The following is a 15,273-nucleotide window of genomic DNA, read 5'->3' as shown; positions in this document are numbered from 1 at the left end:
TTCGCTTAAATGCAACACCCCTTAAATCAAATTAAAAAAAACGGAATGATTAATTATTTTGCGTGATATTATACCCCGCCTTAGCGACGACGTAATGTAAACATTAATATTGATTAAAAACACACCTGACTTAATCCCTAAGCCTGGTGATGCTTATTTGTAAAAAACACTACCTTTAATTGTTATTATTTATATGGAGTTGTTGATGAAAAAGCTCGTTAAATGGTGCGCTGCCGCCGTATTCGTTGGCGCACTGGCTGGCTGTGCGCGTACCGCCCCTATCGCTCAGGTTCACTCTGTCGTGAGCGCGGGTCATACTGCCGATCAGGTGAAAACAGCCATTTTGAAAGCAGGCCAGAAGCGTGACTGGATCATGACGGAAGCGGGCCCGGGCGTGATTAGGGGCCGTCTGCAGGCACGCGATCACTCGGTCCAGGTGCGTATTCCCTACTCTGCGACAAGTTATTCAATTAATTACGAAAGCAGCCTGAACCTGAAAGCGGCAGACGGTAAAATTCACAAAAATTATAACCGCTGGGTGAACAACCTCGACCATGATATTCAGCTGAACCTTTCTGCGGGTGCCGCGCTGTAATATTTTTCTAAAGTCGGGCCGGACATGGCCCGATAACCTCATTTCTTACCCTGAAAGGTTACGCAACAATGTACGAAAAGGACACGCTCAGCGCGCTGGATGCCATTACCGAAGCGCAACGCATCGCTTTTGCGCCGATGTTATTTCAGACCGCGCTTTGTCTGCGTAACTCGGGCGTTCTCGCCTGGCTCGATAAACAGGGTAATAAGGGGGCGAGCCTCGACGAAATAACCGAAAACAGTACCCTGAGCAGTTATGCCGTCAGCGTATTGTTAGACATGGGATTAAGCGGGCGGATAATTACTTATAAAGAAGGTCGTTATTTCCTGGCGAAAGTGGGCCATTTCTTACTCCACGATCCCATGACCCGCGTTAATATGGATTTCACGCAGGACGTCTGTTACCAGGGGTTATTTCATCTGGCCGATGCCCTGCAGAAAGAAAAACCGACTGGATTATCCGTGTTTGGCGACTGGCCAACCATCTATCCGGCTTTATCCCAGCTTCCTGCCCCGGCAAAAGAGAGCTGGTTTGCCTTCGATCATTACTATTCCGACGCCGCTTTTGACGCTGCGTTGCCATATATATTCGCAAGCTCGCCGACAAAATTGTACGATGTGGGCGGAAATACAGGTAAATGGTCGTTACGCTGCTGCCGCTATGACGACAATGTTGCCGTGACGATCCTCGATCTCCCGCAGCAGATAGCGCTGGCGCAGGAAAACATCGAAAAAGCAGGTTTTTCTCATCGTATTGGATTCCATGCTGTCGATATGCTTAGTCCGTCGGCATTGCCGGGAGATGCCGACGTCTGGTGGATGAGCCAGTTCCTCGACTGTTTCTCTCCGGATCAGATTGTCGCCATGCTGACGCGCGTCGCAGAGGTCATGAAGCCTGGCGCACGGTTGTGCATCATGGAGCTTTTCTGGGATGCCCAGAAATATGAAGCGGCGGCTTTCAGCCTGAATGCCACCTCGCTCTATTTCACCTGTATGGCGAATGGCAATAGCCGGTTTTACAGCGTAGAGAAGTTTTATCACTACCTGGAAAGGGCGGGCTTCAGCATAGCACAGCGGCTGGATAACCTTGGGGTAGGTCATACCCTGTTAATTTGCACCAAACGTGAACAATAGCGCAGCCTGGCTGCCCTTTGAATACGGTATTCCGCGGACGCGCGTAGATGAAATTTTCACTGAACATTATTGACTGGCAGGCAAGAGCGCCAGGACTAAGCGATGCCGCAGAGTGGCAGGCGTGGTCGCGCCTGCAGTCGACCATCGACCCGACGGCTCCTCTACCCCGCCTGACCGCGTTACCGATGATGACCGCGCGCCGCCTTAACTCAGGCAGTAAGCTGGCGGTGGATATTGGTCTTGCCATGCTGCAAAGCCACGCCATAGACGCCGTCGTCTATTCCAGCCGCCACGGCGAGCTGGAGCGCAATTACCGTATTCTGCATACGCTGGCGACCGGGCAGGCCGTCTCGCCTACCGACTTCGCCATGTCCGTGCATAATTCCGCGGTGGGCAATCTCACGATCGCCGCTCGCCAGCCTGTTGTCTCATCATCCATTTCCGCCGGGCTGGACACCTTCCAGCAGGCCCTGTGTGAAGTGCTGAGCCTGCTGCATGCGGGCTACTCCCGCGTCCTGCTGGTGGATTTTGACGGCGCGCTGCCGGAATTTTACCATCCGGCGTTACCGCCGCAGATGCCTACCTGGCCGTACGCGGTGGCGCTGGTGATTGAAGCCGGCAGCGAATGGCGGTGCGAAACCCGCAGCGGCAGCACGGGCGAGGAAGCCGCCCTGCCGCAAAGCCTGATGTTCCTGCAACGCTATCTCCGTGAGGAACGGCAGTTTGTGGTGCCCGGCGAACGTTTGCTGTGGCAGTGGGCGCGCCAATGAACCGCCTGACCGCCCGGATCAACTGGCTATGGCGTCTGGTCATGACCGGATTCTGCTTCGTGCTGTTTGGCGCGGGCGGGCTGCTGTTGTCGCTGGTCTGGTTCAACCTGCTGCTGATTGCCCAGCGCGATCGCGCCAAACGCCGTCGCCTGGCGCGCCGCAGCATCGCGGCCAGCTTCCGCTTCTTCTTAACCGTTGCCCGCGGCACCGGGGTGCTGGACTATCGCATCCACAATCTTGATGCTCTGCGCGGCGATCGGGGCTGCCTGGTGGTGGCTAACCACCCTACGTTAATTGACTACGTGATTCTGGCGTCGGTAATGCCCGAAACCGACTGTCTGGTGAAAAGCGCGTTACTGCGCAATCCGTTTGTCAGCGGCGTTATCCGCGCGGCGGATTATCTGATTAACAGCGAGGCCGAGCCTCTGCTCGCCGCCAGCCAGCAGCGTCTGGCCCAGGGCGACACGCTGTTAATCTTCCCGGAAGGGACGCGTACCCGCCCAGGTGAGGCGATGTCCCTCCAGCGCGGCGCGGCAAATATCGCCGTGCGCTGCCGCAGCGATCTGCGGATCGTACTCATCCACTGCAGCGAGCACCTGCTGGATAAAAAAAGCCGCTGGTATGATGTACCGCCCGCAAAACCTGTCTTTACCGTCGATGTGCGCGATCGCGTGAACATCGACGAATTTTACGATGCAAGGCAACAAGAACCGGCACTGGCGGCAAGGCAGTTAAACCGGCACCTGCAGCATCGATTAACATCAGGCCTTCAATCTTTGTCAGGAATTAATGATGCAAGCGCTTTATCTTGAAATTAAGAATCTCATTATCACCACGCTGAATCTGGACGAGCTTACCGCAGAGGATATTGATACCGATGCCGCGCTGTTTGGCGACGGGCTGGGTCTCGACTCTATCGACGCGCTGGAGCTGGGTCTGGCGGTGAAAAACCAGTATGGCGTGGTGCTTTCTGCCGAAAGCGAAGAGATGCGCCAGCACTTCTTTTCCGTCGCCACCCTGGCGTCCTTTATCCACGCCCAACGCGCCTGAGATGTGAACTATGACCGAACAAGAAACCATTTATAAGGAAGTCTGCGGCCTTCTGACCAAACTCTTTGAAATCGACCCGCAGGACATTACGCCCGAAGCCCGTCTTTACGAAGACCTGGAGCTGGACAGCATTGACGCGGTGGACATGATTGTCCATCTGCAGAAGAAAACCGGTAAGAAAATCAAGCCGGAAACCTTCAAATCGGTTCGTACCGTTCAGGATGTGGTAGACGCCGTCGAACAGCTGCTGCGCGAAGAGTAAGACACCGTGCGTGGTGGACGGACGTTCCCGGTCATCCCACTTCTGACGGGGCTGATGCTGCTGGCGTGGCCCTTCCTGATTGGATTTGGGCTGACGCATAACAGCCTGCCGTGGCTGCTGCCGGTGATGGCGCTGCTGTTGCTGCTGCGGCTGCGTCAGGCGCGGCGTAACACCGGCCCGATGCGGTATGTGGTGCAGTGCGTGGCGCTGGCGGGGATCGCGCTCTGCGCGGCAAGCTACCTGCTGAAAACCCATCAGTGGCTGCTGTTTTACCCTGTGGTCGTTAATCTTGTGATGCTCGCCGTGTTCGGCGGTTCGCTCTGGACAGCGATGCCGCTGGTCGAACGCCTGGCGCGCTTACGTGAGCCAAATTTGCCGCCGGAGGGCGTGCGCTATACCCGCAGGGTGACCCTCGTCTGGTGCGGATTTTTCATCGGCAACGGGGCGATGGCGCTGTATACCGTCCTGCACGGCGACATGCACCTGTGGACGCTGTGGAACGGTATGGTGGCTTACATCCTGATGGGGACGCTGATGGCGGCAGAGTGGCTGGTGCGCCAGCGGGTGATAAAAAAAGAGATGCACAATGAATAACCCCCTTCCGCTGGGCCAGTGGTTAAACGCGCCCCGCCCTGACGACACGCCCGTCGCCTGGCTCGACGATCGTACCTGGACGCTGGGCCAGCTGCGCCACGACGTGACGTTACTGGTCGACACCCTGCGTCAGCAGGAAGGCGAGCGCTGGGCGCTATGCTTTGAAAACAGCTACCTGTTTATCGTTGCGCTGCTGGCCTCGCTGCATGCCGGTAAAACGCCGGTCATTCCCGGCCATAGCCGCGTTTCGCTGCTTGAGGAGCAGCAGCCGCTGTTTAACGGCGTCCTGAGCGATCGGTCCCTCGATATCGACGGGCAGCTGATTGTGGTAGCCTCCCGCCACCAGACGATCGCCCGCTGGGTACCCCTGCCGGAGATTAACGAAAACCGCTTCGTCGAGCTGTTCACCTCCGGCTCCACGGGAACGCCGCGCCGGGTGGTTAAGCACATCGTCAGCCTGGATCGCGAAGCCCGCCTGCTGGCTGACCGCTTCGGCGAACGCCTGGCTGGCTGTAGCGTTGTGGCCTCTGTCGTCCCGCAACATCTCTACGGCCTGACATTTCGCATCGTACTGCCGATGGCGATGGGCCTGCCGCTGCATGCCGCGATGCTCTACTACGCAGAGCAGTTGGCCGCCCTTCCTCATGACCGGCATTACCTGTTCATCAGCAGCCCTGCGTTCCTGAAGCGCCTGGATACCGAACTGGCCGCGCCGCCCGTCAGGATGCTGATTTCCGCGGGCGGAATGCTGCCCTGGCGTGACGTCTCCACCACGGTTGGCTGGCTTAACATCTGGCCGGACGAAATTTATGGCAGCACCGAAACCGGGATCCTCGCCTGGCGCCATCGCGTGGAAGATAACCTGCCGTGGCTACCCTTCCCCGGCGTAAACTTCCATCAGGAAGATGACGCCTGCCGCGTCACTTCGCCGCTTATCCATGAGGCTGAAGGACTCCAGCTGGACGATATCCTCCACTTCGACAGTGCGGGGCTTTTCAGCATCGCCGGTCGTCGCGGGCGGGTGGTCAAAATTGAAGAAAAGCGCATCTCGCTTAACGAGATTGAGCGTCGCCTGCTGGAGCTCGACGGCGTTTGCGAGGCGGCTGCGCTGCCGGTTACGCGCGGGGGCCGTCAGGGGATTGGCGTCCTGCTGGTGCTGGATGAGGCGGTTCGTCAGCGCTGGCATCTGCAGGATAAAAAAGCGCAGGAGTTCGCCTGGCGACGCGCCCTGCTGCCGTGGCTTGAGCCGGTCGCCGTTCCACGCTACTGGCGCATTGTCGATGAGTTGCCGGTAAACAGTATGAACAAGCGTGTCTATGCGCAGTTAGAGGAGTTATTTCATGAAAATTCATGAAATCGAGCGCCATCAGGCACAACCGGAGAAGCTGGAGATCGTGTTGCATCTCGACGCCTCTCTGTTCTGGTTTCAGGGCCATTTTGCCGTACAGCCGCTGCTGCCCGGCGTTGCGCAGCTTGACTGGGTGATGCACTACGCAACGACCTTACTGGCACCGGGCTACCGCTTTCACAGCATTCAAAACGTGAAGTTCCAGGCGCCTCTGCTGCCGGAAACCACGGTGACGCTGGTGCTTGAGTGGCATGCCGGACGCAAACTGCTGACCTTCAGCTACCTGCGTCATGACGGGGCTGAACGCCATACCGCCAGCAGCGGGAAAATTCGTCTATGTCAGTAACCTTCCGCCCCTGCGTGCTGATCCCGTGCTACAACCACGGCGCCACGATGGCCAGCGTGCTGTCGCGCCTCTCGCCGTTTGGCCTGCCGTGCCTGGTGGTGGATGACGGCAGCGAAGCCGCCACCCGCCAGGAGCTTGAGCGGCTGGCGGCGGAACAGCCGCAGATGACGCTGGTCCGTCTGGCGCAAAACGCCGGCAAAGGTGCCGCGGTCATTAGGGGGCTGGAGGAGTGCGCGCGTGCGGGCTATACCCACGCCCTGCAGGTGGACGCGGACGGCCAGCACGCCATCGAAGATATTCCCAAAATGCTGGCGCTGGCGGAGCGCCACCCGGACGCGCTGATTTCCGGCCAGCCCGTTTACGATGATTCTATCCCGCGCTCGCGGCTCTACGGGCGCTGGGTCACCCACGTCTGGGTATGGATTGAGACCTTATCCCTGCAGCTTAAAGACAGTATGTGCGGCTTTCGGGTCTACCCGGTCTCGCCCACGCTGCGGCTCGCCGCGCGTGAAACGCTCGGTAAACGGATGGACTTTGATACCGAAGTGATGGTCCGTCTCTACTGGCAGGGCAACACCAGCGTCTTTCTGCCCACCCGCGTGACCTATCCGCAGGACGGGTTGTCCCACTTCGACGCGTTGAAAGATAACGTGCGGATCTCCCTGATGCATACCCGGCTGTTCTTCGGCATGCTGCCCCGCATTCCCGGCCTGCTCTTCCGTCGACGCGGCCAGCACTGGGCGCAGCAGGACGAGGTTAAAGGCCTGTGGGGCATGCGCCTGATGCTGCGTGTCTGGCAGCTGCTGGGGCGGCGGGCGTTTACCGTGCTGCTGTGGCCGGTTATCGGCGTCTACTGGCTGATCGCGCGTCCGGCGCGGCAGGCTTCGCGGCAGTGGATTGCACGCGTGAAGCAGGTGCTGATGCAGCGGAACATGCCTGTTCCAGAACAGCTCAACAGCTTTTTCCATTTCATGCGCTTCGGCAACGCGATGCTGGACAAAGTCGCCAGCTGGCGCGGCGAGCTGAAGTTTAAGCGCGACGTGGTCTTTGCTCCCGGCGCGAGCGAAACGCTTAATATCGCGGCGCCGCAGGGCAAGCTGCTGCTGGCCTCGCATCTTGGCGACGTAGAAGCCTGCCGGGCGCTGGCCCAGCTGGACGGCAGCAAAACCATCAACGCCCTGGTCTTCAGCGAGAACGCCCGGCGTTTTAAGCAAATTATGAGCGAAATGGCGCCCCAGGCCGGCGTGAATTTGATGTCGGTCACCGACATCGGCCCGGACACCGCCATTGCCATCAAAGAGAAGCTTGAGCGCGGAGAATGGGTCGCGATCGTGGGCGACCGCATCGCCGTCAACCCGCAGCGTGGCGGCGAGTGGCGGGTGATCTGGAGCCCGTTCATGGGCCAGCCCGCACCGTTCCCTCAGGGGCCGTTTATCCTGGCCTCCATTCTGCGCTGTCCGGTGGTGTTGATTTTCGCCCTGCGCCAGCAGGGTAAGCTCGTCCTGCACAGCGAGCCGTTTGCCGACCCGCTGATCCTGCCGCGCGGGGAACGCCAGCAGGCGCTGCAGGCTACCGTCGATCGCTACGCGCAGCGGCTGGAGCATTACGCCCTGATGTCGCCGCTCGACTGGTTTAATTTTTTCGATTTCTGGCATCTGCCAGAGTCCAGAGAGAAGGAGTAAAGGGTGCTGACCGATCCCCGCTTTACGACTGAAGTTGAGATCACCGTTCCGTTCCACGACGTCGATATGATGGGTGTGGTCTGGCACGGCAACTATTTTCGCTACTTTGAGATCGCCCGCGAGGCGCTGCTCAATCAGTTTGACTATGGCTATCGCCAGATGAAGGCCTCCGGCTACGTCTGGCCCGTTGTCGACACGCGGGTGAAATACCGCGATGCGGTGACCTTTGAGCAGCGCATTCGCGTTCGCGCGCAGATTGAAGAGTATGAAAACCGCCTGCGCATTGCCTATCAAATTTTCGATGCGCAGACCGGCAAACGCACCACCACCGGCTACACCATCCAGGTGGCGGTGGAAGAAGCCACCCGCGAAATGTGCTTTGTCAGTCCGGCAGTACTGTTTGAACGTATGGGAGTCACGCCATGAAATGGTTGCCTTTGCTGGCGCTGATCGTCAGCCCGCTGGTCAGCGCCGTGACGCTGGATGAACTGCAGCAGCGTTTCACCGAGCAGCCCGTGGTGCGCGCGCACTTCGAACAGGTCCGCACGATAAAAGATATGCCGCAGCCGCTGCGCTCGCAGGGCGAGATGCTGATCGCCCGCGACAGCGGCCTGCTGTGGGATCAAAAAGCGCCGTTTCCGATGACGCTGCTGCTGGACGACAAGCGGATGGTTCAGGCGATCAACGGCCAGCCGCCGCAGACCATCACCGCCGACAATAATCCGCAGATGTTCCAGTTCAACCACCTGCTGCGGGCCCTGTTCCAGGCCGACCGCAAGGTGCTGGAAGAGAACTTCCGCATCGATTTTAAAGACCTGGGCGCGGGCCGCTGGTCGCTGGTGCTTACCCCAAAAACGACGCCGCTGGACAAGATTTTCGCCACCCTCGATCTGGGCGGCGCGACCTATCTTGAGACGATCCGCCTGAACGACAGGCAGGGCGACCGTACCGATATCGCCCTTTCAAACCACCAACTGACGCCCGCCAGCCTGACCGATGACGAACGCCAACGCTTTGCCGCACCGTAAATCCCTGCGCCCGGCGCTGCTGTGGGCCACGGTATGTCTGGTTATGCTGGGCGTGCTGCTGTCGCTGCTGCCCGGCGCGCGGCTGAACAGCAGCGTGCTGGCCATGCTGCCGAAGCAGACGCTGGGGGCGATCCCTCCGGCGCTCAACGACGGGTTTATGCAGCGTCTCGACCGCCAGCTGGTCTGGCTGGTCAGCCCCGGCAAAGAACCCGATCCGCGCGTGGCGCAGCAGTGGCTTGAACTGCTGCACGGCAGCGACGCGCTCCGCGAGGTCAAAGGCCCGATGGACGCCGCCGGGCAAAAGGCCTGGGGAGAATTCTTCTGGCAGCACCGCAACGGGCTGATTGATCCGGCCACCCGCGCCCGCCTGCAAAACGGCGGAGAAGCGCAGGCGCAGTGGATTTTATCCCAGCTCTACTCCGCCTTCTCCGGCGTCAGCGGCAAAGAGCTGCAAAACGATCCGCTGATGCTGATGCGCGGCTCGCAGCTCGCCCTGGCGCAAAACGGCCAGAAGCTGCGGCTGATGGACGGCTGGCTGGTCACGCAAGATGAAGCGGGAAACTACTGGTATCTGCTGCACGGCGAACTGGCGGGCTCGTCATTTGATATGCAGCAGACCCACCGGCTCGTGACGACGCTTAACGCGCTGCAACAGACGCTGAAAGTGCGTTACCCGCAGGCGCAGCTGCTTTCGCGCGGGACGGTGTTCTACAGCGATTATGCCAGCCAGCAGGCTAAACGCGACGTCTCAACGCTGGGCATCGCCACCCTGCTTGGGGTGTTCCTGCTGATCGTGGCGGTGTTCCGCTCTCTGCGCCCGCTGCTGCTGAGCGTGCTCTCCATTGCAATCGGCGCGCTGGCGGGCACGGTGGTGACGCTGCTGCTCTTTGGCGAACTGCACCTGATGACGCTGGTGATGAGCATGAGCATCATCGGTATTTCGGCCGACTATACGCTTTACTACCTGACCGAACGGATGGTGCACGGCGCGGAGCTCTCTCCCTGGCAAAGCCTGGCCAAAGTGCGCAATGCGCTGCTGCTGGCGCTGCTGACGACCGTCGCCGCCTACCTGATTATGATGCTGGCCCCCTTCCCCGGGATCCGCCAGATGGCGGTATTTGCCGCGACGGGGCTGAGCGCCTCCTGCCTGACGGTGATTTTCTGGCATCCGTGGCTGTGCCGGGGTTTGCCGGTGCGCCCGGTTCCCTTTATGGTCCTGATGTTGCGCTGGCTGGCCGCCTGGCGACGCAGTAAAAAACTGTCCGTTGGTCTGCCCGTCGCGCTGGCGCTGCTCTCCGCCGTGGGAATGAGCACCCTGAAGGTGGACGACGACATCGCCCAGCTGCAGGCGCTGCCGAAAGATATTCTGGCGCAGGAGAAAACCATTACCGCCCTGACCGGCCAAAGCGTCGATCAGAAATGGTTTGTGGTGCATGGCGCTTCGCCCCAGCAAACGCTGGAGCGGCTGGAAGCCTTTACTCCCGCGCTGGCCGAGGCGCAAAAGGCGGGGGATCTCACCCGTTGGCGCACCCTGCCGCTGAACTCGCTGGCCCGCCAGAAAAGCGACCTTGCGCTGCTGCGGGACGCCGCGCCTGCGGTGACGAACGTGCTGAAAAGCGCAGGGCTCAACGCCGTTTCCCCCAATCTGGACGCCATGCCGGTCAGCGTGGACGCGTGGCTTGAAAGTCCGGCCAGCGAGGGCTGGCGTCTGCTCTGGCTGACACTGCCGGGCGGGGAAAGCGGCGTGCTCGTGCCGGTGGACGGCGCAAAAAACAGCGCGGCTCTCGGTGAGCTGGCCGCGCGCTATGACGGCGTCGTCTGGGTGGACCGCAAGGCCAGCTTTGACAGCCTGTTTGCCCTCTACCGCACGCTGCTGACGGGGCTACTGTTTGCGGCGCTGGCGGTGATAGCCTGCGGGGCGATACTGCGCCTCGGCTGGCGCAAAGGGCTGATAAGCCTGGTGCCGTCCGCACTGTCGCTAAGCTGCGGGCTGGCCGCGCTGGCCGCAACGGGCCACCCGGTAAATCTGTTTTCACTGCTGGCGCTGGTACTGGTGCTCGGCATTGGCATTAACTACACGCTGTTCTTCAGCAACCCGCGCGGTACGCCGCTGACTTCGATGCTGGCGATTACCCTGGCCATGATGGCCACCCTGCTGACGCTGGGCATGCTCGTCTTCAGCGCCACCCAGGCTATCAGCAGCTTTGGTATTGTGCTGGTGAGCGGTATTTTCACCGCCTTCCTGCTGGCACCGCTGGCGATGCCGGATAAGAAAGAGAGAAAACGTAAATGAACGCTGTTTATCGCGCCGTCGCGCTGGCCGCGGCGCTGCTGCTGGCAGGCTGCAGCCATTCGACCGATACCAAAGAGACGCGGCCTCAGGCCTGGCTTCAGCCTGGCACCAAAGTCACTCTGCCGCCGCCCGGCATCAGCCCGGCAGTAAGCTCCCAGCAGCTGCTGACCGGCAGCTTTAACGGGCAAACGCAGTCCCTGCTGGTGATGCTCAACGCGGATGCGCATAAGGTCACGCTGGCCGGCCTCTCTTCCGTGGGCATTCGCCTGTTCCTGGCAACGTACGACGAGAGCGGTATTCATACCGAGCAGTCTATCGTCGTGCCGCAGCTGCCGCCCGCCAGCCAGGTGCTGGCCGACGTAATGCTCAGCCACTGGCCGATTAGCGCCTGGCAGCCGCAGTTGCCGAAGGGCTGGACGTTAACGGACAATGGCGATCGGCGCGAGCTGCGCAACGCCAGCGGCAAGCTGGTGACGGAGATTGTCTACCTCCAGCGCAAAGGCAAGCGCGAGCCGATCAGCATCGAGCAACACGTATTCAAATACCACATCACCATTCAATATCTGGGTGACTGAGATGATTTATATATCCGCTGTTGGCATGGTCAACGCGCTGGGCAACTCGCCTGATGAAATTGCCGCCAACCTGGCTGCGGGCGTGGCGCCGGGCATGCACGCCCGGACCGGCTGGCTGCAGGGAATGCCCGAAGCGGTACTGGGCGGGGTGGAAGGCGAACTGCCGCTCATCCCGGACACCTTCTCTGCACACCGCACCCGCAACAACCAGCTGCTGCTGGCCGCGCTGGCGCAGATTCAGCCCGCCGTTGACGAGGCCATCGCCCGCGTTGGTCGCGACCGCGTGGCCGTGGTGCTGGGAACCAGCACCTCCGGGCTGGATGAAGGCGATGAGCACGTGCGTCTCATGACCGACGGCGAGACCAGCACGCTCTGGCAGTATCCGCAGCAGGAGCTGGGCGATCCTTCCCGCTTTCTCGCCAACTGGCTGCAGCTTGAAGGCCCGGCCTATACGATCTCCACCGCCTGCTCCTCCAGCGCGCGGGCGATGATCGGCGGCAAACGCCTGATCGAAGCCGGGCTGGTGGATATCGCCATTGTCGGCGGAGCAGACACCCTGAGCCGGATGCCCGTGAACGGCTTTAACAGTCTTGAATCCTTCTCCCCCACGCTCTGCGAGCCGTTTGGCCGGGACCGCCGGGGGATCACCATCGGTGAAGCGGCGGCGCTGATGGTATTAAGCCGGGAGCCCGCGGACGTGGCGCTGCTCGGCACGGGCGAATCCAGCGATGCGTACCATATTTCCGCCCCGCATCCGCAGGGCGACGGGGCGATAAGGGCTATCACTCAGGCGCTCAGCGAAGCGGGCATGCAGCCGGACGACATCGGCTACATCAACCTGCACGGCACGGCCACGCCGCTCAATGATCAGATTGAATCACAGGTGGTTCACGATCTCTTCGGAGAAAGCGTGCCGTGCAGTTCAACCAAACACCTTACCGGCCACACGCTGGGCGCTGCCGGCATTACCGAAGCGGCTTTGAGCTGGCTTATCCTGACGCGCGATCTGCCCTTGCCGCCGCAGGATTTTTCCCGCTACGCTCCGGACGAGACGCTGGCGCCGTGCGGCCTGCTGCACCAGAGCACCGCCCTGAAAAAGCCGGTGATTTTGTCTAACTCGTTCGCGTTTGGCGGCAATAACGCCAGCATTCTGCTGGGGAGAACGTCATGAGCTATCTATCACCCGAAGCCTATTTGCCGCACGATGCGCCCATGATGCTGCTGGGGTCCGTTGAAAATGTGACGGATGACATGGCGGTCTGCCACGTGGCGGTTGACAGGCAAAGCGTGCTGGCGCCGTTTCTCAATGCCGATGGCGACCTGCCGGGCTGGTACGCGCTCGAGCTAATGGCGCAGACCGTTGGCGTCTGGTCGGGCTGGCATCGTCAGCAGCAGGGGCAGGAACATATCGCGCTGGGCATGGTGCTCGGCGCGCGCGAGCTGGTCTGCGCCAGCGGGCGTTTCGCCAAAGGCTTAACGCTGGACATTACCGTTAAGCTGCTGATGCAGGACGAACGCTTCGGCAGTTTTGAATGCACGATTTGCGCAGGTGAAGAGACGCTGGCCACGGGCCGGGTCAATACCTTCCAGCCGAGTGCAGAAGAATTAACATCGCTTTTTAATCAGGGATCCCACGCATGAGTCGTTCCGTACTGGTCACAGGGGCCAGCAAAGGCATTGGTCGCGCCATCGCCCGCCAGCTTGCCGCTGACGGGTTTACCGTCGGCGTGCATTACCATCGTGATGCCGCAGGCGCGCAGGAGACGCTGGACGCCATCACGCAGGCGGGCGGCAGCGGCCGTTTACTCTCGTTTGACGTAGGCAACCGCGAGCAGTGCCGTGAAGTGCTTGAGCAGGAAATTGATGCCCATGGCGCATGGTATGGCGTGGTTAGCAACGCCGGAATTACCCGCGACGGTGCCTTTCCGGCACTGAGTGAAGATGACTGGGACAGCGTGATCCACACCAATCTCGACAGTTTTTATAACGTCATACACCCCTGCATTATGCCCATGATCGGCACCCGTCAGGGCGGGCGCATTATTACCTTATCCTCCGTCTCCGGCGTGATGGGCAACCGCGGCCAGGTGAACTACAGCGCGGCCAAAGCGGGCATTATCGGCGCCACCAAAGCGCTGGCGATCGAGCTGGCAAAACGCAAAATCACCGTGAACTGTATTGCGCCAGGGCTGATTGATACCGGCATGATTGAAATGGAGGAGGCCGCGCTGAAGGAAGCGATGTCCATCATCCCAATGAAACGTATGGGCCAGGCTGATGAGGTCGCCGGGCTGGCAAGCTATCTGATGTCGGATATCGCGGGCTACGTCACCCGCCAGGTCATTTCGATTAACGGAGGAATGCTATGACGCGTCGCGTGGTGATTACGGGCATGGGCGGCGTCACCGCCTTTGGCGAGAACTGGCAGTCCGTTTCCAGCCGGCTGCTGGCGTATGAAAACGCCGTGCGTAAAATGCCGGAATGGCAGGTTTATGATGGCCTGCACACCCTGCTGGGCGCGCCGATCGACGATTTCACGCTGCCGGAACACTATACCCGCAAGCGTATTCGCGCCATGGGCCGCGTGTCGCTGATGTCGACCCGCGCCACCGAGCTGGCGCTGGAGCAGGCGGGGCTGATTGGCGAAGCGGTGCTCACCAACGGGCAAACCGGCATCGCCTACGGTTCTTCGACAGGCAGCACCGGCCCGGTCAGCGAATTCGCGACCATGCTTACCGAAAAGCACACCAATAACATCACCGGGACAACCTACGTCCAGATGATGCCGCACACCACCGCGGTGAATACCGGCCTGTTCTTTGGACTACGTGGCCGCGTGATCCCAACGTCGAGCGCCTGTACCTCCGGCAGCCAGGCGATTGGCTACGCCTGGGAGGCAATTCGCCACGGGTATCAGACCGTGATGGTCGCGGGGGGCGCGGAAGAGCTTTGTCCGTCTGAAGCGGCGGTGTTTGACACGCTGTTTGCCACCAGCCAGCGCAACGACGAACCCAAAACCACCCCCTCGCCGTTCGATACGCAGCGCGATGGTCTGGTGATTGGGGAAGGCGCAGGCACACTCATTCTGGAGGAGCTGGAGCACGCCAGAGCGCGCGGGGCCACCATCTACGGTGAGATCGTGGGCTTTGCCACCAACTGTGACGCGGCCCATATCACCCAGCCGCAGCGTGACACCATGCAGATTTGCATGGAGCAGTCGCTGGCGATGGCGGGGTTAAGCGCCCGGGATATGGGGTATATCTCCGCGCACGGTACCGCCACCGACCGCGGCGATATCGCCGAAAGCCAGGCCACGGCCGCCATCTACGGTGACAGCGTGCCGGTTTCCTCGCTGAAGAGCTATTTTGGCCACACGCTGGGGGCCTGCGGCGCGCTGGAAGCGTGGATGAGCCTGCAGATGATGCGCGAAGGCTGGTTTGCCCCGACGCTCAATTTAACGCAGCCGGATGAGCAATGCGGGGCTTTAGATTATATTATGGGAGAAGCCCGTCAGATTGACTGCGAGTATCTGCAGAGCAATAACTTCGCGTTTGGCGGCATCAATACCTCGATTATCATTAAACGCTGGGCGTAACT

The 15,273-nt window shown here is 60.5% G+C and carries 18 protein-coding genes; all 18 read left to right on the top strand.

Going from position 1 to position 15,273, the window contains the following annotated elements:
- Positions 1–205: 205 nt before the first annotated feature.
- Complete coding sequence (locus IM303_RS15410; RefSeq protein ID WP_193360066.1) at positions 206–595, top strand: hypothetical protein; 390 nt, start codon at positions 206–208, stop codon at positions 593–595.
- Positions 596–663: 68 nt separating this feature from the next.
- Positions 664–1,728 (top strand): class I SAM-dependent methyltransferase, encoded by a 1,065-nt coding sequence (locus IM303_RS15405; protein ID WP_048998999.1) that lies wholly within the window; start codon positions 664–666, stop codon positions 1,726–1,728.
- 47 nt (positions 1,729–1,775) lie between these two features.
- A complete protein-coding gene (locus tag IM303_RS15400) occupies positions 1,776–2,498 on the top strand; it encodes a beta-ketoacyl synthase chain length factor (RefSeq protein WP_193360065.1) in 723 nt (240 codons plus the stop codon).
- A complete protein-coding gene (locus IM303_RS15395) occupies positions 2,495–3,310 on the top strand; it encodes a 1-acyl-sn-glycerol-3-phosphate acyltransferase (protein ID WP_047367235.1) in 816 nt (271 codons plus the stop codon). The genes IM303_RS15400 and IM303_RS15395 overlap by 4 nt, the downstream gene beginning before the upstream one ends.
- Positions 3,291–3,548: a phosphopantetheine-binding protein gene (locus IM303_RS15390; protein WP_028014701.1), complete on the top strand. Its 258-nt coding sequence runs from the start codon at positions 3,291–3,293 to the stop codon at positions 3,546–3,548. The genes IM303_RS15395 and IM303_RS15390 overlap by 20 nt, the downstream gene beginning before the upstream one ends.
- A gap of 10 nt (positions 3,549–3,558) precedes the next feature.
- On the top strand, positions 3,559–3,810 hold the full coding sequence (locus tag IM303_RS15385) for an acyl carrier protein (RefSeq protein ID WP_193360064.1): 252 nt from the start codon (positions 3,559–3,561) through the stop codon (positions 3,808–3,810).
- 6 nt (positions 3,811–3,816) lie between these two features.
- Positions 3,817–4,404 carry a hypothetical protein gene (locus tag IM303_RS15380; RefSeq protein WP_045259379.1) on the top strand — a complete coding sequence of 196 codons (588 nt, stop codon included), beginning with the start codon at positions 3,817–3,819 and terminating at the stop codon, positions 4,402–4,404.
- Positions 4,397–5,758 carry an acyl-CoA synthetase gene (locus IM303_RS15375; RefSeq protein ID WP_193360063.1) on the top strand — a complete coding sequence of 454 codons (1,362 nt, stop codon included), beginning with the start codon at positions 4,397–4,399 and terminating at the stop codon, positions 5,756–5,758. The genes IM303_RS15380 and IM303_RS15375 overlap by 8 nt, the downstream gene beginning before the upstream one ends.
- Positions 5,745–6,098, top strand: a complete 354-nt coding sequence (locus IM303_RS15370) for a hydroxymyristoyl-ACP dehydratase (protein ID WP_028014704.1) — start codon at positions 5,745–5,747, stop codon at positions 6,096–6,098. The genes IM303_RS15375 and IM303_RS15370 overlap by 14 nt, the downstream gene beginning before the upstream one ends.
- A complete protein-coding gene (locus IM303_RS15365) occupies positions 6,089–7,780 on the top strand; it encodes a glycosyltransferase (RefSeq protein WP_048960815.1) in 1,692 nt (563 codons plus the stop codon). The genes IM303_RS15370 and IM303_RS15365 overlap by 10 nt, the downstream gene beginning before the upstream one ends.
- A 3-nt stretch (positions 7,781–7,783) precedes the next feature.
- Entirely contained in the window at positions 7,784–8,206 is a 423-nt protein-coding gene (locus tag IM303_RS15360; RefSeq protein ID WP_028014706.1) for a thioesterase family protein, read from the top strand.
- Entirely contained in the window at positions 8,203–8,808 is a 606-nt protein-coding gene (locus IM303_RS15355; RefSeq protein ID WP_045631452.1) for an outer membrane lipoprotein carrier protein LolA, read from the top strand. The genes IM303_RS15360 and IM303_RS15355 overlap by 4 nt, the downstream gene beginning before the upstream one ends.
- Positions 8,777–11,101: an MMPL family transporter gene (locus IM303_RS15350; protein ID WP_193360062.1), complete on the top strand. Its 2,325-nt coding sequence runs from the start codon at positions 8,777–8,779 to the stop codon at positions 11,099–11,101. The genes IM303_RS15355 and IM303_RS15350 overlap by 32 nt, the downstream gene beginning before the upstream one ends.
- Positions 11,098–11,676 carry a DUF3261 domain-containing protein gene (locus IM303_RS15345; protein ID WP_028014709.1) on the top strand — a complete coding sequence of 193 codons (579 nt, stop codon included), beginning with the start codon at positions 11,098–11,100 and terminating at the stop codon, positions 11,674–11,676. The genes IM303_RS15350 and IM303_RS15345 overlap by 4 nt, the downstream gene beginning before the upstream one ends.
- 1 nt (position 11,677) lies before the next feature.
- Positions 11,678–12,847, top strand: a complete 1,170-nt coding sequence (locus tag IM303_RS15340; RefSeq protein ID WP_028014710.1) for a beta-ketoacyl-[acyl-carrier-protein] synthase family protein — start codon at positions 11,678–11,680, stop codon at positions 12,845–12,847.
- Positions 12,844–13,317, top strand: coding sequence for a 3-hydroxy-fatty acyl-ACP dehydratase (locus IM303_RS15335; protein ID WP_193360061.1), 474 nt, complete (start codon positions 12,844–12,846; stop codon positions 13,315–13,317). Before IM303_RS15340 ends, IM303_RS15335 begins: the two co-directional genes overlap by 4 nt.
- Entirely contained in the window at positions 13,314–14,045 is a 732-nt protein-coding gene (locus IM303_RS15330) for a 3-ketoacyl-ACP reductase FabG2 (protein ID WP_049000486.1), read from the top strand. Before IM303_RS15335 ends, IM303_RS15330 begins: the two co-directional genes overlap by 4 nt.
- Entirely contained in the window at positions 14,042–15,271 is a 1,230-nt protein-coding gene (locus tag IM303_RS15325; protein ID WP_048960810.1) for a beta-ketoacyl-ACP synthase, read from the top strand. The genes IM303_RS15330 and IM303_RS15325 overlap by 4 nt, the downstream gene beginning before the upstream one ends.
- Positions 15,272–15,273 lie beyond the last annotated feature (2 nt).

It is taken from the genome of Enterobacter cloacae complex sp. P38RS, assembly GCF_014930775.1.
Taxonomy (GTDB): Bacteria; Pseudomonadota; Gammaproteobacteria; order Enterobacterales; family Enterobacteriaceae; genus Enterobacter; species Enterobacter bugandensis.
This window is presented reverse-complemented; position numbering and strand designations above follow the sequence as displayed.